At 39.8% G+C, this 22,140-nt stretch carries 26 protein-coding genes; 1 reads left to right on the plus strand and 25 read right to left on the minus strand.

The window, feature by feature from the left end; genetic code table 11:
- Positions 1-79 precede the first annotated feature (79 nt).
- The 25 genes from F3G86_RS03635 to obgE all read right to left on the minus strand — a co-directional run bounded on the left by F3G86_RS03635 (position 80) and on the right by obgE (position 19,287).
- A complete protein-coding gene (locus F3G86_RS03635) occupies positions 80-244 on the minus strand; it encodes a hypothetical protein (RefSeq protein ID WP_181001588.1) in 165 nt (54 codons plus the stop codon).
- A gap of 135 nt (positions 245-379) precedes the next feature.
- A complete protein-coding gene (locus F3G86_RS03640) occupies positions 380-1,138 on the minus strand; it encodes a tRNA 2-thiocytidine biosynthesis TtcA family protein (RefSeq protein ID WP_002939418.1) in 759 nt (252 codons plus the stop codon).
- Positions 1,135-1,818, minus strand: a complete 684-nt coding sequence (locus tag F3G86_RS03645) for a 5'-methylthioadenosine/adenosylhomocysteine nucleosidase (protein ID WP_149723021.1) — start codon at positions 1,816-1,818, stop codon at positions 1,135-1,137. The genes F3G86_RS03640 and F3G86_RS03645 overlap by 4 nt, the downstream gene beginning before the upstream one ends.
- On the minus strand, positions 1,815-2,744 hold the full coding sequence (fabD, locus tag F3G86_RS03650; RefSeq protein ID WP_149723022.1) for an ACP S-malonyltransferase: 930 nt from the start codon (positions 2,742-2,744) through the stop codon (positions 1,815-1,817). The genes F3G86_RS03645 and fabD overlap by 4 nt, the downstream gene beginning before the upstream one ends.
- A gap of 9 nt (positions 2,745-2,753) precedes the next feature.
- Positions 2,754-3,338, minus strand: a complete 585-nt coding sequence (locus tag F3G86_RS03655; protein ID WP_223228550.1) for an FKBP-type peptidyl-prolyl cis-trans isomerase — start codon at positions 3,336-3,338, stop codon at positions 2,754-2,756.
- A 55-nt stretch (positions 3,339-3,393) separates the two neighbouring features.
- Positions 3,394-4,236 (minus strand): tetratricopeptide repeat protein, encoded by an 843-nt coding sequence (locus F3G86_RS03660; RefSeq protein ID WP_107831228.1) that lies wholly within the window; start codon positions 4,234-4,236, stop codon positions 3,394-3,396.
- Between the two features lie 13 nt (positions 4,237-4,249).
- Complete coding sequence (locus F3G86_RS03665; protein WP_002939415.1) at positions 4,250-4,756, minus strand: OmpA family protein; 507 nt, start codon at positions 4,754-4,756, stop codon at positions 4,250-4,252.
- A 64-nt stretch (positions 4,757-4,820) separates the two neighbouring features.
- Entirely contained in the window at positions 4,821-6,077 is a 1,257-nt protein-coding gene (gene tolB, locus F3G86_RS03670) for a Tol-Pal system protein TolB (RefSeq protein ID WP_103639374.1), read from the minus strand.
- 15 nt (positions 6,078-6,092) lie between these two features.
- Entirely contained in the window at positions 6,093-7,049 is a 957-nt protein-coding gene (locus F3G86_RS03675; RefSeq protein WP_149701586.1) for a TonB C-terminal domain-containing protein, read from the minus strand.
- Between the two features lies 1 nt (position 7,050).
- The gene (locus F3G86_RS03680; protein WP_002939405.1) at positions 7,051-7,449 is read right to left on the minus strand and encodes a biopolymer transporter ExbD; all 399 of its coding nucleotides are present in this window, start codon (positions 7,447-7,449) and stop codon (positions 7,051-7,053) included.
- On the minus strand, positions 7,450-8,034 hold the full coding sequence (locus F3G86_RS03685; RefSeq protein ID WP_009294341.1) for a MotA/TolQ/ExbB proton channel family protein: 585 nt from the start codon (positions 8,032-8,034) through the stop codon (positions 7,450-7,452). It abuts the gene before it with no gap.
- Complete coding sequence (gene atpC, locus F3G86_RS03690; protein WP_002939398.1) at positions 8,035-8,424, minus strand: ATP synthase F1 subunit epsilon; 390 nt, start codon at positions 8,422-8,424, stop codon at positions 8,035-8,037. It abuts the gene before it with no gap.
- A gap of 18 nt (positions 8,425-8,442) precedes the next feature.
- On the minus strand, positions 8,443-9,840 hold the full coding sequence (gene atpD / locus F3G86_RS03695; RefSeq protein WP_002939420.1) for a F0F1 ATP synthase subunit beta: 1,398 nt from the start codon (positions 9,838-9,840) through the stop codon (positions 8,443-8,445).
- A gap of 11 nt (positions 9,841-9,851) precedes the next feature.
- Positions 9,852-10,739, minus strand: a complete 888-nt coding sequence (gene atpG, locus F3G86_RS03700; RefSeq protein ID WP_002939426.1) for an ATP synthase F1 subunit gamma — start codon at positions 10,737-10,739, stop codon at positions 9,852-9,854.
- A 9-nt stretch (positions 10,740-10,748) separates the two neighbouring features.
- The gene (gene atpA, locus F3G86_RS03705) at positions 10,749-12,266 is read right to left on the minus strand and encodes a F0F1 ATP synthase subunit alpha (protein ID WP_009294343.1); all 1,518 of its coding nucleotides are present in this window, start codon (positions 12,264-12,266) and stop codon (positions 10,749-10,751) included.
- Positions 12,267-12,280: 14 nt separating this feature from the next.
- Positions 12,281-12,811 (minus strand): F0F1 ATP synthase subunit delta, encoded by a 531-nt coding sequence (locus tag F3G86_RS03710; RefSeq protein WP_149723024.1) that lies wholly within the window; start codon positions 12,809-12,811, stop codon positions 12,281-12,283.
- Entirely contained in the window at positions 12,811-13,323 is a 513-nt protein-coding gene (locus F3G86_RS03715) for a F0F1 ATP synthase subunit B (protein ID WP_149723025.1), read from the minus strand. Before F3G86_RS03715 ends, F3G86_RS03710 begins: the two co-directional genes overlap by 1 nt.
- A gap of 9 nt (positions 13,324-13,332) precedes the next feature.
- Positions 13,333-13,755 (minus strand): FoF1 ATP synthase subunit B', encoded by a 423-nt coding sequence (locus F3G86_RS03720; protein ID WP_002939425.1) that lies wholly within the window; start codon positions 13,753-13,755, stop codon positions 13,333-13,335.
- Between the two features lie 95 nt (positions 13,756-13,850).
- Entirely contained in the window at positions 13,851-14,711 is an 861-nt protein-coding gene (locus F3G86_RS03725; protein WP_149723026.1) for a ParB/RepB/Spo0J family partition protein, read from the minus strand.
- Positions 14,712-14,726: 15 nt separating this feature from the next.
- Positions 14,727-15,509 carry a ParA family protein gene (locus F3G86_RS03730; RefSeq protein WP_002939402.1) on the minus strand — a complete coding sequence of 261 codons (783 nt, stop codon included), beginning with the start codon at positions 15,507-15,509 and terminating at the stop codon, positions 14,727-14,729.
- Positions 15,506-16,141 (minus strand): biotin--[acetyl-CoA-carboxylase] ligase, encoded by a 636-nt coding sequence (locus F3G86_RS03735; RefSeq protein ID WP_149723027.1) that lies wholly within the window; start codon positions 16,139-16,141, stop codon positions 15,506-15,508. The genes F3G86_RS03730 and F3G86_RS03735 overlap by 4 nt, the downstream gene beginning before the upstream one ends.
- A gap of 1 nt (position 16,142) precedes the next feature.
- Positions 16,143-16,931: a bifunctional hydroxymethylpyrimidine kinase/phosphomethylpyrimidine kinase gene (gene thiD, locus F3G86_RS03740; RefSeq protein WP_149723028.1), complete on the minus strand. Its 789-nt coding sequence runs from the start codon at positions 16,929-16,931 to the stop codon at positions 16,143-16,145.
- Positions 16,932-16,947: 16 nt separating this feature from the next.
- Positions 16,948-17,853: a methionyl-tRNA formyltransferase gene (gene fmt, locus F3G86_RS03745; RefSeq protein ID WP_149723029.1), complete on the minus strand. Its 906-nt coding sequence runs from the start codon at positions 17,851-17,853 to the stop codon at positions 16,948-16,950.
- Between the two features lie 16 nt (positions 17,854-17,869).
- Complete coding sequence (locus F3G86_RS03750) at positions 17,870-18,205, minus strand: EF-hand domain-containing protein (RefSeq protein ID WP_149723030.1); 336 nt, start codon at positions 18,203-18,205, stop codon at positions 17,870-17,872.
- A 23-nt stretch (positions 18,206-18,228) separates the two neighbouring features.
- Positions 18,229-19,287 (minus strand): GTPase ObgE, encoded by a 1,059-nt coding sequence (gene obgE / locus F3G86_RS03755; protein WP_149723031.1) that lies wholly within the window; start codon positions 19,285-19,287, stop codon positions 18,229-18,231.
- Positions 19,288-19,462: 175 nt separating this feature from the next.
- Here obgE and polA point away from each other — a divergent pair, with 175 nt between their 5' ends.
- Positions 19,463-22,099 (plus strand): DNA polymerase I, encoded by a 2,637-nt coding sequence (polA, locus tag F3G86_RS03760; RefSeq protein ID WP_149723032.1) that lies wholly within the window; start codon positions 19,463-19,465, stop codon positions 22,097-22,099.
- Positions 22,100-22,140: the final 41 nt, after the last annotated feature.

The raw sequence follows: 22,140 nt of genomic DNA on the forward strand, positions 1-22,140 counted from the left end.
ATATATAAACTTACCTACCATTTCCTATACTTTTTCTAGAAAACAAACTCTGGTTTTAGTTCATATTTGTTGGGTTTATTTAGGAGAAGTGTGTCAAATTTTGTGCAATGTCTTTTGTTTTTTCATTATTTGCAAGAGCGTTTTGAAATTTGACACTTTCAGACTGCTCTTTTTGAAGTTTCCTTGCTTTTGCCTCAGTAGCTACTGAGCTATACTTTTGCGTGCTAACACTAAAAATGCTCATTTTTCATCCTTGCTTATCAAATTTATATTTAATAAGCAAGGAGCGTTCCTGCTTTAAAATGAGTTGTGACTTTTGGGCGGTTGTAAGAAATTTGGTTTTAAATTTATCTTTAAGGGCAAAAATGAAGAGTTAAATTTACTCTTCACTGCCTTCGTTGATACCAAAAAATGTATCTGTGTGGATGTTTTCAAATGCTGCTTTAAGCGATGTAAAGAGCTTTGGATTTTCTTTCTCTAAATTTGCTAGAAGCTGCTTGGTCTCATATCTAGCGTGTGGCATCTTCACGTCAAATCTCATAGCAGGACACGCCTCATCGCCAACAACTCTTAGCTCATTTTTAATCGCATTTTCGCGAAGCTGTCTCTCACGCACAAAGATAAATGGCCTGATCACGACGATGCCATTTTTTGCTTTGTATTTTGGAGCAAGCGTCCTAAGCGCGCCATTGTAGGTGAAATTCATAAAAAAGCTCTCTGCTGCATCGTCCAAGTGGTGAGCGATCGCGAGCTTGTTAAAACCGTGCTTTAGCGCATAGGTGTAAAGATACCCTCTTCTCATGCGCGAGAAAAAGCTACAAAAGCTAGAATTTTTGCGGATCTTCTCTTTTGATATCTCAAATATCGAGCTATCTATCACCTCGTGCTCTATGCCATGCTCGTTGCAGTGCTTGGTAAGATATGCGTAGTCCTCACCCATGCCGTAGCTTAGCGTTACCGCCTTAAACTCAAATTTCTCAGGCGTGACATTTTGGATGTGCTTTAGCACGTGAGCGAGCGCGAGACTATCTTTGCCACCGCTAAGGCCAAGCAATATCTTATCTCCGCCCTCTATCATCTTATATCTAGCGTTTGTCTGACCAACTTGCCTAAGCAGTCTCTTGCTAAGCTCTATCATAAGCTCTCCACCATTTCTAGGATAAATTTAGCGCTGACGTTTGCTGAGTCTTGTAAAAATTTATCAAAGTCAAATTCAGCCTCATTGCCAGCTCCGTCGCTGATGGCTCTAAGGATGAAAAATGGCACGCCAAGCGTCTCGCAAACTAGCGCAACGCTCGCACCCTCCATCTCGGTAGCGCTTGCGTTAAATATCTTTTTGATCCACTCTTTTTTCTCGTTGTCACAGATGAACTGATCGCCAGTTGCGATGATGCCTGAATTTAAACTCATGCCCTTTTTGCTAGCGACATTTTTGGCTAGCTCATTTAGACTTTCATCGCTTTTTACAAAGATGCTAGTCCCTGGCACAAAGCCGTATGGATGACCAAACGCCGTGATGTCAAGGTCGTGCTGCACAAGGCTAGTGGCATATAGCATATCGCCTATCTTTAAGCTCTCATCAAGTGAGCCAGCAACGCCTGTAAAAAGCAGCTTTGAAGCCTTAAATTTCTCTATCATCAAGGTCGCAGTTATCGCCGCATTTACCTTGCCGATCTTCGAGTAGGCGATGACTAGGTCTTTGCCTTTGTAGTTTGCCTCATAAAATTTATTATTTGCATATTCGGTACTTTTATACTCGCCAACCATCTCAAGGATCGGCGTTATCTCCTCTTGCATCGCTCCAAGTATCGCTATCATCTCTCCTCCAAAATCTTCACAACCTCTTCAAGGCTCGCCATGTCAGTGACGCTGTATGTCGGTTTTTCTGTGATCTTTTTGTTTATGCCTTTTAGTGTCGCAGCACCTAGTTCGATAAAGCAATCAACCTCGTTTTCATAGTTTTTGATGCTTTGTTTGTAGCGAACTGGATGCGTTAGCTGCTCTTTTAAAAGCACTAGCGCTTCGTTTTTATCAGTGTAAATTTTTGCATTTACGTTTGAAACGACTGGGGCAAAATTCTCAGCCACAACGCCCTCAAGCTCACTTGCTAGTTTGACGCTAGCAGGCTCAAGCATCGGGCAGTGGCTAGCTACTGACATGTTTAAAAGCATCGCTCTTTTTGCACCTGCTTCTTTAAATTTTGCTTCGTATTTAGCAAGGTCAGCCCTCACGCCAGCTACAACTATCTGACCATCGCAGTTGTAGTTCGCAGCGTAAATTTGCAAGCTCTCATCCTGAGCTTCTTTACAAATTCCCTCAACGAACTCGTCGCTAAGTCCAAGCACTACCATCATGCCAGCATCTTTACCAACGCAGGCTTCTTGCATAAATTTACCACGTAAATTTACAAGTCTAATCGCTTCAACAAAGCTAAATGCGCCACTAACCGCAAGGGCTGTAAATTCTCCTAGAGAGTGACCTAAGCCAAATTCTGGCTTAGCTTTTATGCGCTCACTAAAAGCTAGATAGCTCATAAGCGAGTTTAAAACGATGGCAGGCTGAGTAAATTCTGTCTTATCTAGCTTGTCGTTTTGAGTAAATAAAAGCTCTTCAAAATCAATGCCTGTGTCGTTGCAAGCGTCATTTAATAGAAGTTTTGCCGAAGAGAAATTTTCATAAAAATCTTTCCCCATGCCAACACTTTGCGAGCCTTGACCCGCAAAAATAAAAGCAAATTTCTTCATTTTGACTTCTTAGTGGTGGTGATGTCCATGACCGCCGCAACCGCAACCACCTTCGCCATGTCCGTGACCGCCGCAGCACTCATGCTCGTGATCATGATCATGTCCTCCACAACCGCAAGTGTGAGCGCCTGCTACCATGCCAGTTGCTTTTTCATCTTCAGTTGCGTCTCTAACTTCTAAAATTTCAACATTAAATAGCAAGTCTTTGCCAGCGTATGGGTGGTTAAAATCAACTGTTACTTCATCATCTTTGATCTCTTTAACGATGACGCGAACACTTGAGCCATCTTCGTTTTGACCAAAAAGCTCCATGCCTTCATGTAGGTCTATACCAGCAAATTGCTCTTTTGGAAGTGACTGGATGGCATCTTTATTGTATTCGCCGCAACCCTCAGCTGCTTTGATATTTATAGTAGCTTTGTCGACTGATTTTAGTTTGCTAACTTCTTCTTCAAGCTTTTCTATAATATGGCCATGTCCTGTAATAAAAGAAATTTGACCACCTTCTTGCATATTTGACTCTAAAATTTCGCCAGTATTAGCGTCTTTTAGTTCATAAAACATTGTTATAACTTGATCTTTACTCACAATAATCTCCTTGGAATTTAGTTTTGATTAATGTGAGATTATATCTAAAAAAGAGTAAATTTTAGTTTCTGTTGGGAGCGGCTTTGGCTTCTTTGCTATCTGGATAGCCTACTTTTAAAGCCTTATAAAACCTGTTGGCACTTTGAGTATCACCGATCTTATCAAAGCTTATAGCTGTGTGATACAAAAGTTTTGGAGTGTAATCAGCCTTATCTTCACTTTGTATACTTTTTTTATAGTATTGTATGGCTGTGCTGTATGATTTTTGACTATAAGCAACTTCACCTAGATAATAATTTGAAGCACCAGTTTTATAGCCTTTTTTATTTAAATATTCAAAATATTCAGCTGCTTCTGTGCTATTGCCAGAATTTAAAAGCTTAATGCCATCAGCTAAAATGTCTTTGTCGCTTTTGCCACTAAAATTTGAAGTTGGCTTATTTTGTTGTTTTGCATTTGCATTTTGCTTTGGTTGAGCAGCGTTTTTATCCATTATTGCACCTAATTTATTTAAGGCAGCAGTAATATTTTTATAGTTTTTATCTTGTATATCTCTAGTCTCATCAACATAAGCTTTTAATGATGTCAAACTTACACCAGAATCGCTTATACCGCCATTGACTTTGGTTTCGATATCGTTCATTCTTTGCTCAAGCTTGTTCATCCTAGCACTCATGCTCTCGATCAAGCTTTGCAAACCTTGAAGTTGCTCTGAAACATTATCCATGTTTTCTTCGATATTTTGAACGCTTCTTTTGTTGCTTAGAGTTGCCTTTTCATCATCTGTTAGTCCGTATGGATTTGCGCTATCCATATTACCTGCGTCAAATGCTGAAACTTCTTGAGCTGAGCCTATAGAGAAAGCGGCTCCAAGAAGAGCCGCAATGATTATTTTTTTATTCATTATTACTTACAGATTAAGGAAGTACTTTGAAATCTGCACGTCTATTTTGAGCGTCGCAAGCTTTTGTTTTGTCTGTACAAACTGGGTTGCTTTCGCCAAAGCTTACTACAGCGATTCTATCAGCGCTAACGCCATTTCTTACAAGAGCGTCTTTAGCACTTTTAGCACGTTTTAGACCAAGAGCATAGTTATACTCATCTGTACCCCACTCGTCGCAGTTACCTTCTACTTTTATAGAAAGAGCTTGAGCGTCAGCTTGGTTAAATACTGATGCATTTGAGCTAACAACACCTTGTTGATCAGCTTTGATATTAAATTTATCAAAGTCAAAGTATACACTTTTAACTTGGCTCTCGATGTTAGCGATAAGAGCTGCTAATCTATCAGCATCACTCATGCTACCTGAGTTATCTGCAGATTGATTTGAATTTGCATTCATATCAACTTCAGGGTTTTTAGAGCTACAACCGCTCAACAATAAAGTTGCAACTGCAACACTTGCTAGAACTACTTTTTTCATTCCATATCCTTTTTGAAAAATTTGGTCGAATTATAACATATTTTTTTTAAATATTACCAGAATATTACCAATCAATAGATTGAATTTTACCTACTTTTAGTGGAAATTGGAAACTTCTGTTCTCATTTAATCTAACAACGCCAAGCGAGCTTTGACCGCCAAGTTCTTTGATAAAAACGACACTTTGACCATCACTTGAAAATCTTGGATAGTTATTTTTACCATTTGCTGTAAGCTGACGGATAAAGTCTGTTTGAGTTGAGATTAGATAGATATTAAAGCCACCACTAGCCTCTCTACTTGAATAAACTACATAGTTTTCAAAAGTGCTTACTGAATTATTGTTTTTGCCATGAAATACCATTTGCTCAACACTTCCGCCTGAAGTTGCAGGTGTTGCAAAGATGTTTGGATATCCAAGTCTATCTGAGACAAAAACTATTCTGCTGTCATTATCTACGAAATTTCCATTTACATCAATGCCTGGATAGTTTGTGATCTGAGTTAATTTTTTGCTACCTGTATTATAGATGAAAATATCTGGTTGATCTTTTGGAGCCATAGTTAATAGAATTTTACTTCCATCTTTACTAACATCAGATGCTATAAGCATACCCATACTATCTATTATCTTTGTTTTTGTACCTGAATTTAGGTCATATCTAAACAAAGTTGGCCTGTTATTTACATAAGATGTATAGTAAAATTTACTCTGATCAGCGCCTGCCCATTTAGGGAAGATATTTAGACCGCCACTTACGATTGTCTTTTGATACGTAAGTGTGTAATCAGCCACTATAATAGAACTTTGGCGAGCTGAAGTGTATTTAGCTAGGATGATAAATTTCTCCATCCAGCCAACTGGTGGTAAATTTAGCTCATTTGTTAGCTCAACTATACTTTTGTGTGCCAAAAATGGGTACTTTGCACCATCAGGCATGTTATATACTCTCTCATACCTTGTAGTTGCAGTCTTTGCATCGATGAGTTTTACTCTTAAAGTAAGAGGTGAGCCCATAGAGCCCTCAAGAGCATATCTAAAGATAAGCTCAACACCTTTGTCGCTCATTGTATTTGTAGCTGCTGTTCCCTCATAGGTTGAAGGCACGTGATCTTCGATAACCTCAAAGTCAGAGCTAACTTTCAAGTCACCTAGCATGATCTTAAAGAATTTATCTTTAAAGCCTGCATCACTAACAGCTGTAGTTGCATCTTGCAAAGCTATCTTTGGCAAAGCAACACCTTGGTTTACAACAGATATGGTCGCATCAGCAGCATAAAGCCCTAGAGCAACGCACAAAAAAAGAAAAATTTTCTTCATCTCTACTCCGTAAATTTATAATTTTTTGTCTATTCTATCTTCTAAACTTAAATCAAAAGTAGTGCTCTTATCTGGATTAAATGGAAATTTCTCTGCAGTAAGCTTTTCCAGGCACTCTCTAACCTTTGCATTAAACTCTTCATTATATGATAGCTCTAAAATTTCATAGCTAAAATTTCCACTCTGATCTATCATAACTTTTACTTTGGCAAGGTTTGCAGAGTCAGCTTTATAGCTTTGCCATCTTCTTTGAATTTGCTTTGTTATGGCCCCCATCAACGGATCATAAGTGCCTGTCATTTGTGACTTTGGAGCTGTTGGATTTTGATCTATCTTTAGGCTTTTGATGATGTCGCTAGCCTCTTTTGCAGCTTTTGAGCTAGAAGCCTCGCTTTTTTTGCGACTTTGTACTTTATTTTCAGCCTTTTTTATACCATCATCTTTTTTAAGCTTAGTCGAGTCTATGTCGCTAAAGAGATCTTTTATATTTGGCTCTTTTGGTTTTGGCTTTTCAACTGGCTTTGGCGTAGGTTTAGGCTCAGGTTTTGGCTCTGGCTTGACATCCTCTTTAGGCTCTTCACTAGGTTTTGGGATTTCAGGCTTTGGTTCTGGTTTTTTAGGCTCAGGTTTTGGCTCTTCTTTTGGAGGAGTTGGCAAGCTTGGGGTTGGCAATGGCTCATCTGGCACAACAGGTTTATTTGTAGTCTCTTGTTTATCTTCTTCTGACTCTTTTTTAGGTTCTGGTTTTGTCTCTTTTACGACCTCTTTTGCTTGTTTTGGCGCTTTTATGGTTTGATCAACTTCTCTATCAACCATAACTACATCCATAATAGCATCTTTGTCATCAGTATATTTTTTAGGAGGTTCGCTAAAAAAAGTAAGCTTTATAAACAAAGCAAGCACAATGATAATGTAAATGCAAAACGCCACAAAAAACGAACTAAGCGTTGGAAATTTAACTTTATTAGGCATCTTAACCGTTTGTCTCTAAAGCTACTTTATTAAAACCAGCACCTTTTAAAGTCTTTAATACAAACATAACATCATCGTATTTTAAATTTTTATCAGCCTTTATGTATATAGGCGAGGTTTTGTCATATTTTGCACTCATTAGTGCAATGTTATCTGGAAGTTCAGCAAGACTCATTGTACTTTGATCTATTCTAACTTGTCCTTGTGCATTTATAGACACTATAAGATCTTTTTGTTTAGACGTAGATGTTTTTGCCTTTGAGCCATCTGGCAATGTTATATCTTCTTGATATGTTATAGTTGGCATTGTAACCATTAAAATAGCCAACAAAACAAGCATGATATCAACAAGAGGCGTTATGTTTAACTCTGGTGTTTCGTCGTCAAATTTAAGAGCCATCTATAACGTCTCGTCATCTTTTTTAAGTGCTATCATAACGTCAGCTTGACGCTCGATAACGCTCATTAATTCGTAAGCTTTTCTTTTTATAAGCAAGTTAAATGTATATGCTGGTATGGCAACAAAAATTCCGCATCCAGTAGCGACAAGCGCTTCTGAAATAGCTGGGGCTATAACTCCAAGAGATGAGCCTGCACCATTTCCTAGCTGCGAAAATGTCTCCAAGATAGATACGACTGTTCCAAAAAGACCGATAAATGGAGAAGTAGAAGCTATTACGCTAAGCCATGTAAGCCCACTTGTAGCATTTTTTTCGGCAATGCTTATGCAAACATTTAGCTTTTCTTTTGAAATTCTACCACTTGCACACTTCTTTAAAGATGAGTCATTTGGTATATTTTTAGCGCCCATAAGTAGTGCTTCAAGCGCATTTTGCTCGCGTTTTTGCCAAGCTCCTATGCCAGCCATTCTTGAAAAAAGAATTGTAAAACTAACTATAAAATATATTGACAACCAAGTTAAAACTATAATTGTAATAAAACTACTTCTTTGAATGTAATTTAAAAATATATCTATTCCGCCCACTTATCTTGCTCTCACTACATTTTCCATTTTTGATATAGTTGCTGCAAAAGCATTTGTATCACTGCTCATACTCTCTATCAAATTTCTAGCAGCTTCTAATGAATTTGCAAGCTCACTTTCGCTGTTGCCAGAGACATAGACCGCACCGTCAGCTAATATAACTACTTTGCCCTCATCGATCTTTGCATAGCCCCAGTTAATAGCAACTACATCATGCTTTTTATGCTTATCTTCTATATCTATAATACCTGCTTTTAAAAGAGATATTAATGAGGCGTGGTTTGGCAAAACACCAAACTCACCCTCGCTACCTGGAAGCACTACACTACTCACGTCATCATTAAATATCTGACCTTGAGGAGTTACGATCTCTAAATGTAATTTATCCATTACGCTTCCTTTTTAAATTTAAGCCTTAAGTTTTTCAGCTTTAGCTAAAGCCTCATCTATATTTCCAACCATATAAAATGCTGCTTCTGGTAGATGATCATATTTACCTTCTAAAATTCCCTTAAAGCCAGCGATATTTTCGTCAAGACTTACGTATTTGCCAGGGCTACCTGTAAATACTTCAGCAACGAAGAATGGCTGAGACAAGAATCTTTCTATCTTTCTTGCTCTATCAACTGTTAGCTTATCTTCTTCGCTAAGCTCGTCCATACCAAGGATAGCGATGATATCTTGAAGGTCTTTATATTTTTGAAGCACAGCTTGAACGCCGCGAGCTACTTTATAGTGATCTGCTCCTAAAATTTGAGGATCGAGCATTCTTGATGTTGAATCAAGTGGATCAACAGCTGGATAGATACCTTTTTCTGCGATCGATCTGTTAAGAACTGTTGTAGCGTCAAGGTGAGCAAAAACAGTTGCAGGAGCCGGGTCTGTAAGGTCGTCAGCTGGAACATAAACAGCTTGAACAGAGGTAATCGAACCTTTTTTAGTTGATGTAATCCTCTCTTGGAATTTACCCATTTCACTTGCAAGAGTTGGTTGATAACCAACAGCTGACGGGATACGCCCAAGTAGAGCTGACATCTCTGCACCTGATTGAGAGAAACGGAAGATGTTATCGATAAACATCAAAACGTCAAGTCCCATCTCATCACGGAAGTACTCAGCCATTGTAAGACCAGTTAGCGCGATACGGTTTCTTGCTCCTGGTGGCTCGTTCATTTGGCCATAGCACAAGGCAACTTTATCCAAAACGTTACTTTCTTTCATTTCGTGATAAAGGTCGTTTCCTTCACGAGTTCTCTCACCAACGCCTGCAAATACAGAGTAACCGCTATGTTTAAATGCAACGTTGTGGATAAGCTCCATAATAATAACTGTTTTACCAACACCAGCACCACCAAATAGACCAACTTTACCACCCTTTGCATAAGGAGCTAGAAGATCAACTACCTTGATACCAGTTTCGAAAATTTCACTCTTTGTACTTTGTTCTTCAAATGGAGGAGGATCGCGGTGGATAGACCAGTGCTTATCAAAATTTATACCCTCGCCCTCGTCGATTAAATCGCCAACTACGTTAAAAATTCTACCCAAAACTTTTTCGCCAACTGGCACACTTATAGGTGCACCAAGCGCTTTAGCCTCTAAGCCACGAGTCAGACCCTCGCTCATATCCATAGCGATCGTTCTAACTCTATTATCACCTAGGTGAGCAGCAACTTCTAATATTAGTTTATGTTTCTTGCCCTCAACCTCAAAGAAAACTTCGATAGCTTCATTGATCTTCGGCAAGTAGTCATTAAAGTCAACATCGACCACAGGGCCCATAACTTGACTAATAACACCCTTCATTCATACTCCTTTTATTTCATTGATTCAACACCACTGATGATCTCGATAAGCTCAGTGGTAATAGACTCTTGTCTTGCTTTGTTGTAAGCAAGATTTAACTGTTTGACACGTTGTTTAGCATTGTTTGTTGCATTATCCATAGCTTGCATTCTAGCGCTGTGCTCAGCCGCTAAAGAGTCAACTAAAGCATAATACATACTATACTCAAAATATTTATTGAGCAATTCATCCATAATTTTAGTATAGTTGTCCTCTGGCTCAAATTCCATCAAAGAATTTGTCTCAACCGCAACTATCTTAGACGGCTCAATAGGCACAATATCATTTACTCTAATCTCTTGAGAAATCATATTTTTATAGCCATTGTGTATTAGCACAACCTTATCTGTTATGCCGTTTGTAAAGTCATCAATAGCGTCTTTTATGATCTTTTGAGCTTTTTCATATGTAGGAGAAGAGCTAGCTCCGACATAAGTCTCAAGTAGTTCAACGCCTTGGAAATTGAAAAATTCAATGCCTTTTTTACCAACAGCTCTTAGTCTAACTTTGATCTTTTTAGCTTTTAGCTCATCGATCATGCGCCTAACTGTCTTTATAGTCTGGACATTAAAGCCACCGCAAAGCCCTTTATCAGCGGTAACGAATATAATATCAACCTTTTCTACACTCTTTGTTGTGTTAAAAAATTTACTCTCAGTCATAACTGAAGCGTATTGATTGATCTTATAAGCTATCTCCGATAAAACCTCATTGATCTTAAGTGCGTAAACTCTAGAGTAGCGTGCAGCCTCTTCAGCTTTGCGAAGCTTTGCTGTTGAAACAAGTTTCATCGCACGCGTCGTCTTTTGAGTATTCTGGACGCTCTTGATCTTTCGTTTTATATCTTTTAAATTTGACATATCTTAGCCCTAGTTAGCGGCAAAAGTCGCTTTAAAATCTTTCAACGCTTTATGTAAAATTTCTTCTACTTCTTTATCAAGAACTTTTTTAGTTCTGATCTGCTCAAAAATTTCAGGGTATTTTGCCTCGATATATGGATATAGCTCTGCTTCAAATTTTGTTACATTTGCAGTTGCAACATCATCTAAATATCCCTTAGCACCAGCAAATATTATAACTACTTGATTCTCAACTGGAAGCGGAGAATATGGAGGTTGTTTTAGTACTTCAACCATCTTTTGACCACGCTCTAGTTGCTTTCTTGAGCTCTCATCAAGGTCACTTGCAAACTGAGCAAAGGCTTGTAGTTCGCGGTACTGAGCAAGGTCTAGTCTTAACGTACCAGAAACTTGCTTGATAGCTTTGATCTGAGCTGCACCACCGACACGAGATACAGAAAGACCAACGTTGATCGCTGGGCGGATACCTGAGTTAAATAGGTCGCTCTCAAGGAAAATTTGACCATCTGTAATAGAAATAACGTTTGTTGGAATATAAGCTGAAACGTCGCCCGCTTGTGTCTCGATGATAGGCAAAGCTGTTAAAGATCCAGCACCTAGTGCGTCATTTAGCTTACTTGCTCTTTCTAGAAGTCTTGAGTGAAGGTAGAAAACGTCACCTGGGTAAGCTTCACGACCTGGTGGTCTTCTTAAGATCAAAGACATCTCACGGTAAGCAACCGCGTGTTTTGACAAGTCATCATAGATGATTAACGCGTGGCGAGAGTTATCTCTAAAGTATTCACCCATTGTTACGCCAGCGTATGGTGCAAGGTATTGAAGCGCAGCTGCGTCACTAGCACCAGCATTTACAACTATCGTGTAGTCCATAGCGCCATATTCTTCAAGTTTTTTAACGACTTGAGCAACGGTTGATTGTTTTTGACCGATAGCTACATAGATACAAATGACATCTTGACCTTTTTGGTTGATGATAGTATCGATAGCAACTGTTGTTTTACCAGTTTGGCGGTCGCCGATGATTAGCTCTCTTTGACCTCTACCGATTGGCACAAGTGCGTCGATAGCTTTGATACCTGTTTGAAGTGGCTCATGAACGCTTTTTCTTGCCATGATACCTTTTGCTTTTTCTTCGACGAAGCGAGATTCAGTAGCTTCGATTGGACCTTTTGCGTCGATTGGCTCACCGAGTGAATTTACAACACGCCCGATCAATGCGTCGCCAACTGGCACACGTAGAAGTTTTTTAAGTCTTTTTACAGAGCTTCCTTCTGTAATGCCGCTAGTTTTTCCAAGGATAACTATACCAACACTGCTCTCTTCAAGGTTAAGAGCCATACCCTTTTCGCCGCTTTCAAATTCAACCATCTCGCCAGCCATAACGTTTTTCAAACCATAAACGTTAGCAACGCCATCAGCGACTGAGATGACTTTACCGGTCTCTTCTACATCAACACTTAAATCAAAATTTTCAATACGCTCTTTGATTATCGTGCTAATTTCGTCAGCTTTAATTTTTGCACTCACGCTTTCACTCCTTTTTAAATTGCTTTTAATATATATTCGCTCATTTGACTTTTTAGTCTGTCGATAGAGAAATTTACCTCGACACCTAAATCATCTAACTCAACTTTTACACCGTTGTAATCGCTCTTTGAGCCATCAAGTTTGATCTTAGAGTCAAATTTCTTAGAGAAATTCTCTTCCAAAGCTTTTAGCTGCTCAGCGCTTAGATCAAAATTTCCAATGACCTCGCCGCGATATGTATTTTCAAGCAAAGATTGCTCTATCTTCATCTCGTCTAGTATCGCAGGTATAAGCTCTAGCCTTTTGTTCGCACCAAGAAGCTTTATAAAATTTGCAAATTTGGCGTCTGAATTTTTTACTAGGGAAAGTATAAATTCTACCTTTTTTGCAGCTTTTAGAGTTGGCAAGCTTATGATGCTCTTAAATTTATCGCTTCCAAAAGCGGCAGCTAGCTCAACTAAATTTTCGATAAATGCGTTTAGTTCACCCGGCTTTGCATCACTTAGGATCGCTTTAACATATTTTTTGGCTACTACTTCATTCATTAGCTAACCTTTTTAAGTATGATATTTACAAGCTCTTTTTGATCGACTTTTAGGCTATCGCTTGAGAAAATGTCGCTCAAAATTTCATTTACAACGCCTTTTGTCATCTTGCGTTCTTCAAATTCTTTTTGCTCTTTATAGCCTTTTTCGATATTTGCGATATCGTTTTGAGCCTCTTTTTTAACTTTAGCAGCTAAATTTACAGCCTCTTTTTTCGCAGTTTCTATTAGGGCATTTGCATTTTGCTTAGCCTCTTCTACACGCTTTAGAGCGTCATCTTTTTTAGCTTTAGAGTCGCGAAGCTTCTCTTGGATGCTCTCAAGCTTATTTGCGATCCTATCGATCCTACTTTGATAAAGAGCTTTTAGTGGCTTAGCAGCAAAATAGACCAAAATAGCAAAGAAAAGTAAGAAGTTTAGCGTTCTCTCGACTATGTCGTAGTTTGTTCCACCATGCTCGCTAGCGTATGCTAGAAATGGAAGTGCTAGAAAAAATAAAATTTTTATCTTCATAAATTTCCTTTAAATTTTAGAGAGCTTAGCATTTAAAGCTGCTCTAAGCTCAGGTAGTTTAGCTGATAGATCTGCCTTTAGGCTATCTTTTTGAGAGCTTAAAGCGTTTAAAAACTCATTATAATCAGCCTCTAAACTACTTTTTACCGCATTTATCTCTTTTAAAGACTCTTCTTTTGCCAAATTTAAGGCCTCTTGTCTTATTTTGTTAGCCTCAGATCTTGCATTTTGTATGATCTCTTCGATCTCTTTTTCATGAACGCTTAAGTCGCTTGCATTTTTGCTAGTGCTCTCTTCGTCATTTTTTATAGAGGCATTTCTGTCATCTATAAATTTAAGCATTGGCTTGTATAGCAAAGGATTTAAAATGGCGATCAAGACAAAGAAAACGATAGCCGTTAAAAGCATCAATGGCACATCTATTTCTAACATCCACTCTCCTTATTTTGTTATTAAGTTTTATTTAATATTCAAATCAAAGTCTGATTTTACAATAAATTACTAAAAATAAAAATAAATTTGTAATTCTATTTTAGCTTAGCGATAAATTCTTCTACCTGTGAAATATCGCTAAATTCTAATATTAAATTTTTAGATTTTACTTTCGTCTTTATCTTTAAATTTTTAAAAATTTCTTGTAAATTTGATAATTTTTTGCTCATTTCCTCTGAAATTTGAGGCTTTGACTCTTTTACTTCTTCTTTATTCTTTATCTTTTTTACTAAGATTTCTGTATCTCTAACACTTAGCTTTTGCCCGATGATCGTATCGACGACCATTCTTTCTTCTTCACTACTAAGTCCTACGATGACTTTAGCGTGACCTTGCGTGAGCTTGTCTTCTTGCAAAAGTCTTTGTGTGTAATCGCTAAGCAGCAAGAGCCTCATCGTATTTGTTATCTGGGTTCTACTCTTATGGATGATGTTTGCTAAGCCATCTTGCGTGATCTTATACTCATTTATGAGCTCTTTATATGACTTTGCAAGTTCGATTGGATTTAAATTTTCACGTTGTATGTTTTCGATAAGCGCAAGCTCTCTTAAATTTTGAGACTTAATATCAGCGATGATCGCCTTTATCTTGCTTGCTCCGAGCATCTTTGTAGCACGGTATCTACGCTCACCAGCTATTAGCATATAGCCGTCATCTTTTTTGATGACGATTATTGGTTGTATGAGACCATGCCTTTTGATGCTGGCACTTAGCTCTTTTAAAGCCTCTTCGTCAAAATGCGTCCTTGGCTGGTAAGGGTTTGGTAAAATTTCATCTATATTTATCTCTTCGACTATCTCAGAGTCGTTTAAATTTGCGATCTCTTTGCTGTAGGCCTGCTCTACATCTTCAAGTATCGCGCTAAGTCCGCGCCCTAATCCACCTTTTTTCGCCATTTTTTTCCTTATTTTTTAGTTTAAAATACAATATGCCAAATTTTGATATGCGATTGAGCCTGGTGATTTTATATCATAAAGTATCACCGGCTTGCCAAAACTTGGGCTTTCAGCAAGTTTTACGTTTCTTGGGACGACTACAAATTCCTCTTTGCCGTCTTTGCTCTTAAAGAGCTTATTTTCAAAATGCTGCTTTAAATTTGCAATAGTCTCTTTTGAGAGATTGTTTTGCGAGCTAAACATAGTCGGTAAAAAGCCCTTTATATTTAGCTTTGGATTTATCGTTTTTTTGATGATCTTGACTGTGTTTAGTATCTGCGCCAAGCCCTCAAGTGCGTAAAATTCGCACTGGATCGGGATGATCACACTATCGCTTGCACTAAGAGCATTTATCGTGATGCTGCCAAGTGCCGGAGGACTATCGATGATGATAAAATCATAGTCATCTACAACTTCTGAAATTTTATTTTTAAGGATTAGTTTATAGTCTTTGCTCTGGTCGTTAAATTCTTGCTCGATGCCGACAAGTCCGATATTTGACGGAGCTAGAAAAAGCGTTGGGATCTCAGTTTTTAGCACGATTTGTGAGAGTTTTTTCCTATCTGTTAAGACGTGATAGATGTTAAACTCATAATCGCTTCTGCTAAAACCAAGTCCAGTCGTCGCGTTTGCCTGTGGATCGATGTCTATTAATAATACTTTTTTCTCAGCAACCGCCAGTGATGCGGCTAAATTTACGGCCGTTGTGGTCTTGCCAACGCCGCCTTTTTGGTTAGCTATTGTTATTATCTCGCTCATCTTAACGAATATACCTTTTCCCCATTTAATAATATCGCTCCATCCTCGCAAATTTCAGCATCTTGAAGCGAAATAGCTCTATTTGCAATATGCGTAATAAAACTTTTTGACTTGCAAAAGTCTATCCTAAATTTGCTAAAAATTGGCTTCCATAAAATCTTTTTATCAAGCATGCTAACAAAGCCCCAAACTAGCTCATCTACGCTAGCTTTTATATCCAAAATGCCCGCATTTTCGGGTGCGCTAGCTAAATTTATCCCCATGCCGCAAATGTAAATTTCATCCACTTTATTTGTCAAAGTGCCGCCTATTTTACGCTCGTCCACGTAAAAATCATTTGGCCATTTTAGCCAGCACTTTGAGCCAAGTTCGCTCAAGACTTCACGCATCAGCATAGAAAAATATATCGAGATCGAGGGCGGAGGTATATCGCTTGGCAGCTCATCTTCGCCTATGCAAAATGACATAAACAAATTTCCACCAAGCCCCTCCCAGCTGTTGCCGCGGCTGCCGACCCCTTTTGTTTGATTGTACGCCACGACCATGTGCGGAGGCTTTATCTCGCCGTTTTTTAGGGCTTCTATCAAAAATTCCTGCGTCGAAGGCAAGCTTTGAAAAAACTCTACTTTCAAATCACACCTTAAATTTATAGAAGTGATTTACCGGATTTTGTCCGCCGCCGATGATGACCGCGTTTTTGATAGCGTTAAAGATATAATCATGCGCGTTTTTCACGCTCTCTTTTAGACTAAGCCCATTTGCTAAATTTGAGGCGATCGCGCTTGATAGCGAGCAGCCTGAGCCATGCGTCGCAGTCGTTTTTATGCGCTCGTCGCTAAAAATTTCATACTCTTTGCCATCATAAAATATATCAAGCGACTTGCCTTCTATCTCGCCACACTTTAGATAGACGCTTTTTGTGCCAAATTTCAAAAGATCCTTGCAAGCCTCTTTTAGCTCGCCCTCGCCCTTTAGCTCACGCTTTAAAATTTCGCGCGCTTCAAAGATATTTGGCGTGATCACGCTCGCAAGTGGGAAAAGCTCCTCCACGATCGCGTCTTTTGCAGTGCCCTCTAGCCAGATGTCGCCATTTTTACAGCTCATGACAGGATCAAGCACGACTGGTGGTAAATTTTTGATCTCTCTTAGCGTTTTTGCGACGCTTTTGATGATCTCAACGCTTGGGACAACGCCTATTTTTATCACATCAACTCTTATATCATCAAATATCGCTTTGATCTGATCCTCGATGAGCTTTGGCTCAACTAACTGCATGCCAAATATGCCCTTTGTATTTTGAGCAGTGACCGCCGTGATCGCTCCCATCGCATATACGCCGTGTGCTATAAATACCTTTATATCAGCTAAAACTCCAGCTCCGCCACTTGGATCAACCCCTGCTATACTTAACGCATTTTTCATAACCTCTCCTTTAAATTTATTTTAATTCATCGCCGACGCTAAGGCGCTTACCATTTATATATGCTTTTGCGTTTGTTGGCTTTTTGCTTGGCTCTTGAAGCTCGTAAATTTTGACCGCCCCACCCTTGCAAGCAACCACGACGTGGTCCTTTTCTATGCTTAAAATTTCTCCGCTTTTGCCACTTTTTTCGCTTAGCTCAAGCGATAAAATTTTTAGCCCACTTGCCAGATAAAGCCCTGGCCAAGGTGTGAGCGCACGAAATTTATTATAAATTTGCACCGCCTCTTCATCAAAGCTAAAAAGTCCGTCGCTCTTGCTTATCTTTTTGCAGTGCGAGGACTCTGCGTCATCTTGCTTTTGTGGCTTTAAATTTTCAAAATTTCTTAGCACTTTTACGATTAGCTCACCGCCAAGCTCGCCTAGCTCACTAAAAAGCTCGCTTGACATCTTACTCTCGCAAGGCGTGTAGATGAAATCCAGCATATCGCCAGTATCAAGGCCAGCGTCCATTAGCATTGCAGTCACGCCAGTTTGCTTCTCACCCGCTAGGATCGCGCTTTGTATGGGGCTAGCACCTCTATATTTTGGCAAGATCGAGGCGTGTAAATTTATACAAGTCGCCACGTCAAGCACACTCCCAGGCAAAATTTTGCCATAAGCTGCTACTACAATAAATTTAGGCTCAAATGCCTTTAGCTCGGCAACCACCGCCTCATCTTTTAGCGTATTTGGCGTAAAGACTGGCACGCCTACTAGCTCATTTTGCGCGTAAATTTTAACCTCGCTTGGGGTTAAAATTTGCTTTCTGCCAACTGGCTTATCAGGCTGGGTAAAGACTGCTTTTATGTTAAAGCCAGCCTCTTTTAGGTGCCTAAGTATCCTGACAGCATAATCAGGCGTCCCCATAAAAACTACATTCATCACTTTCCTTTAAATTTCAACGACTTTTATTTTGATCTGCGTTTTGCCTACTTGGAGGCCAGAAGGCGCATGGATCTTTCTGCCAGCTAATCTTTTGCAATACTAAATTTCTTAGCTCATTAACGCTAACTTTGCCACTACGATCAAGATCCAGCCTTTTAAATTCATCACTAGTGCATAGATCTGGCGCTATTTTTAGCGCTGGTGGCGCCTTACATGCTCTCCACTCATCTAAATTTAGCGTGCCATCGCGATCTATGTCATTAAAATCCAAAAACATATATATTGGATCCGCTGGATCACAGCTATATGCACCAAGACAAAATAGCATAATGCAAAAAATTTTCTTCATTTTATCTTCTTAATTTTTTAAGTTTAAAGCTCTTTTTTTAGTAGCTCAAGCAGTGCAAATTTAAGCTCGTCGATATTCTCGTTTGTCGCTGATGAGACCCGCAAAACAAAGTATGGTTTTTTGGCGTCAAAGCTGTATAGGTCTTGCTTATAGACAAATTTACCAACTTGATTTGGCTCTAAATTTATGCTTTTCATAAATTCTTTTATATTTTCATCTAAATTTTCTGCCGCATCGACTCTGGTGATAGCGATCGCATAGTCCCTGCTGGCAAGCACACTTGAAAATTTAGCGACCTCCTCTTTTAGCACGCTAAACTGCTCGCTCATGCTTCTGTAGTTCGCACTATCTATCATAAAAAGTAAAATTTTATTTCTCTCGATATGCTTTAGAAACTGCACGCCAAGGCCGCGTCCATCACTTGCTCCCTCGATGATGCCAGGAATGTCAGCCATGACAAAGCCGCTAAACTCATCGACTTCAACAAGTCCGAGCTTTGGCGTAAGCGTGGTAAATTCGTAGTTTGCGATCTGTGGCTTGGCGTTTGAGACGGCTGAGATAAGGGTTGATTTACCGACATTTGGAAAGCCAACAAGGCCCACGTCAGCTATCAGTTTTAGCTCGAGCCTGACCTCTACGCTCTCTTCTGGCATGCCCTTTTGAGCGTATTCTGGAGCTTGGTTGATAGAGTTTTTAAAGTGAAAATTTCCAAGTCCGCCCTTGCCACCTTTTAAAAATAGCGTCCTTTGCCCCTCATTTACCATATCGCAAAGCAGCTCGTTTGTCTGCGCGTCATAGACCGCCGTTCCTGGTGGCACGATAAGCTCTAGGCTCTCACCCTTTTTGCCAGTCATTCTTTTGCCCATGCCAGCTTCGCCGTCGCTTGCTCTCATCGCCTTTTTGCCCTTGTAGTTTGCTAGTGTGTGAGTGTTGTTGTCGCAGACAAAATAGACATCTCCGCCGTCACCGCCGTCACCGCCGTCTGGGCCGCCTAAAATGACGTGCTTTTCGCGGCGAAAGCTTACTGCACCAGCACCGCCATGCCCTGAGCTTAGGGTTAATTTCACGCTATCTATAAACATTTTTTACCTTAAATTTATCTATTTTTTAGTTTGAATTTTAGGCGAGATTATATCTTTTAAATGATTAAAATTTGTTTTGCGTTTAAAATCTCACTTTGCTTTTAGCATCTGATAAATTTATAAAATCAGCCAAATTTTTGCCTAAATTTCATAAAATGGCACAAAAGGATAGAGAATGAAAACACTTACGATTATTGATACTTTTGGCTTCTTTTTTAGGCTTTACTACGCTATGAGCGGGCTTAAAAACAGAGATGGCAAACCAAGTGGCATGATAAGTGGCTTTGCAAATTTCATAGCGAGCCTAAAAGATGAGTACCAAAGCGACTACCTCATCTTCGCACTTGATAGCAAGGGCAAGACCCTGCGCCATGAAATTTTGGGCGAATACAAGGCAAACAGGAGCGAGCCGCCAGCTCAGCTAAAAGAGCAGCTGCCAGTTTGTATAGATATGATAGAAAAAATGGGACTTTACAGCCTTAGCCGCGAGGGCTACGAGGCCGATGATATCATCGCAAGTGCGGTTAAATTTTGCAAAGATAAAGATATATTTGTGCGAATAGTCACGCATGATAAGGACCTTTACCAGCTCATAGAAGACGGCAAAGTGAGCATCTACAGCCCACAAAGCAGGATCGACCACGATAGTGCGAGCTGCTTTGAAAAGTACGGCGTCTATCCAGCTCAGGTGAGGGACTTTCTAGCCATCGCTGGCGACAGCTCAGACAACATCCCAGGCGTCAAAGGTATTGGCGCAGTGGGAGCTAAGAAGCTTTTAGCCGAGTATGGCAGCTTAGAGGGAATTTATGAAAATTTAGCCCTTATTAGAAACGAGCGCACCAAAAATATGCTAGCAGCCGCAAGGGACGAGGCCTTTTTGAGCAAAAAGCTAGCCACGCTCTTTGATGACGCTATCACTTCACTTGATCTTGAGCACTCTAAATTTCCGGAGCAAAATCCTCTGATAAACATCTCAGAAATTTTAAAAGAGTATGATTTAAACAGGCTTCTTAAGAGCTTGCAAAAAGAGGAAAATGCTGAATTTAAGCTCGGCTTTAGAGCAAATTTACTACTTGATGAAGAGAGTGTTGAGAAACTGCTTGCCGACATAACCCCAGAGACCATCGTCGCCTTTGACACCGAGACCACGGGCGTTGATAGCAAGAGCGCAAAGATCGTTGGTTTTAGCTTTTGCTTTAATGACGAGGACGCCTACTACGTGCCAGTGGCTCACAACTACCTAGGCGCGCCAAAGCAAATAGGCCTAAAATTTGCCACTTGGGCGGTAGGGCAAATTTATAAAGGCTGCGTAATCGGACAAAATTTAAAATATGACTTTGAGATCGTGAAAAATAACCTTGGGCTAAACCCTCCTGCAAATTTCAAAGACACGATGATACTTGCGTGGCTTAGCGATCCAAACTCGAGCGTTGGCATGGATGCGCTGGCAAAGAGGCTCTATGACTACGACACGATCAAATTTGAAGATGTGGTCAAAAAGGGGCAAACTTTTGGCGATGTGCCGCTAGAAAATGCCGCTAAATACGCCGCTGAGGACGCTTGGATAACGCTTAAATTTTATAAAACTTTTCAAAACACGCTTGATAAAAATTTACTCACCCTTGCCGATACGCACGAGTTTCCTTTTATCCTCACGCTCTTTGACATGGAGCAAAACGGCATCAAGATAAACGAAGCTAAGATGCAAAAGCTCATCCTTGAAAACGACACCAAACTAAAGGCGCTAACAAGTGAAATTTACGAGCTAAGTGGCGAGAATTTTAATATAAACTCAGTAAAACAGCTTGGCGTTATACTTTTTGAGCATCTAAAGCTTCCTACCAAAAAGAAGACAAAAACAGGATATAGCACCGATGAGAGCGTGCTAGCTGAGCTCATAGACGCTCATCCGGTGATTGAAAAAATTTTAGCTTACCGCGAGCTATATAAACTGCAAAGCACCTACTGCGAGCCACTTTTAGCACTTGCAAAAAAGGATGAGGGTTCGCGAATTTACACGAGCTTTTTGCAAACTGGCACGAGCACTGGCAGGCTTTCAAGTAAAAATCCAAATTTACAAAATATCCCGGCTCGTGGCAACCTCGCAAAGGATGTCAGAGAGTGCTTTGAGGCGCGCGCGGGGTATAGTTTTGTAGGGCTTGACTACAGCCAGATCGAGCTTAGGCTGCTAGCTCACTTTAGCCGTGACCCTGCGCTTCTTGAGGCGTTTAAAAATGACGAGGATATCCACGCAAGGACGGCTATTAGCATATTTGGTAGCAGTGACGGGCAAAATAGAGCCGTGGCAAAGAGTATAAATTTTGGCCTCATTTACGGCATGGGCTCAAGCAAGCTCGCTAATCAAGTAAATATCACAAGAGCCGAGGCAAAAGAGTATATAGAGCGCTATTTTAAGGCGTTTGAGACGATCAAAGAGTTTTTGGAGAGCATAAAAATTTCAGCCAAAAACGACGGCTTTGTGCAGACGCTACTTGGCAGAAAGCGCTACTTTGACTTTAAAAGTGCCACACCTATGCAAATAGCTATGTTTGAGCGCGAGGCGGTAAATACGGTCTTTCAAGGCTCAGCAGCAGATCTAGTTAAGATGGCTATGGTAAAAGTTAGAGCAAATTTAGATGAGAACGCAAAAATGTTGCTTCAGATACATGACGAGCTGATCTTTGAAGTAAAAGACGAATTTGCGCAGGAATTTGGCAGGGCGACACAAAAGACGATGGAGGAAATTTACACCTTAAATGTGCCACTTAAAACATCACTAAATATCGCCAAAAACTGGGGCGAGTTAAAGTAGGGTAAATTTTGGTTAGCAAGAGGGACAGTAAGTCTTTAGCA

Origin of the sequence: Campylobacter concisus, assembly GCF_902460595.1 — a bacterium.
Lineage (GTDB): Bacteria > Campylobacterota > Campylobacteria > Campylobacterales > Campylobacteraceae > Campylobacter_A > Campylobacter_A concisus_BL.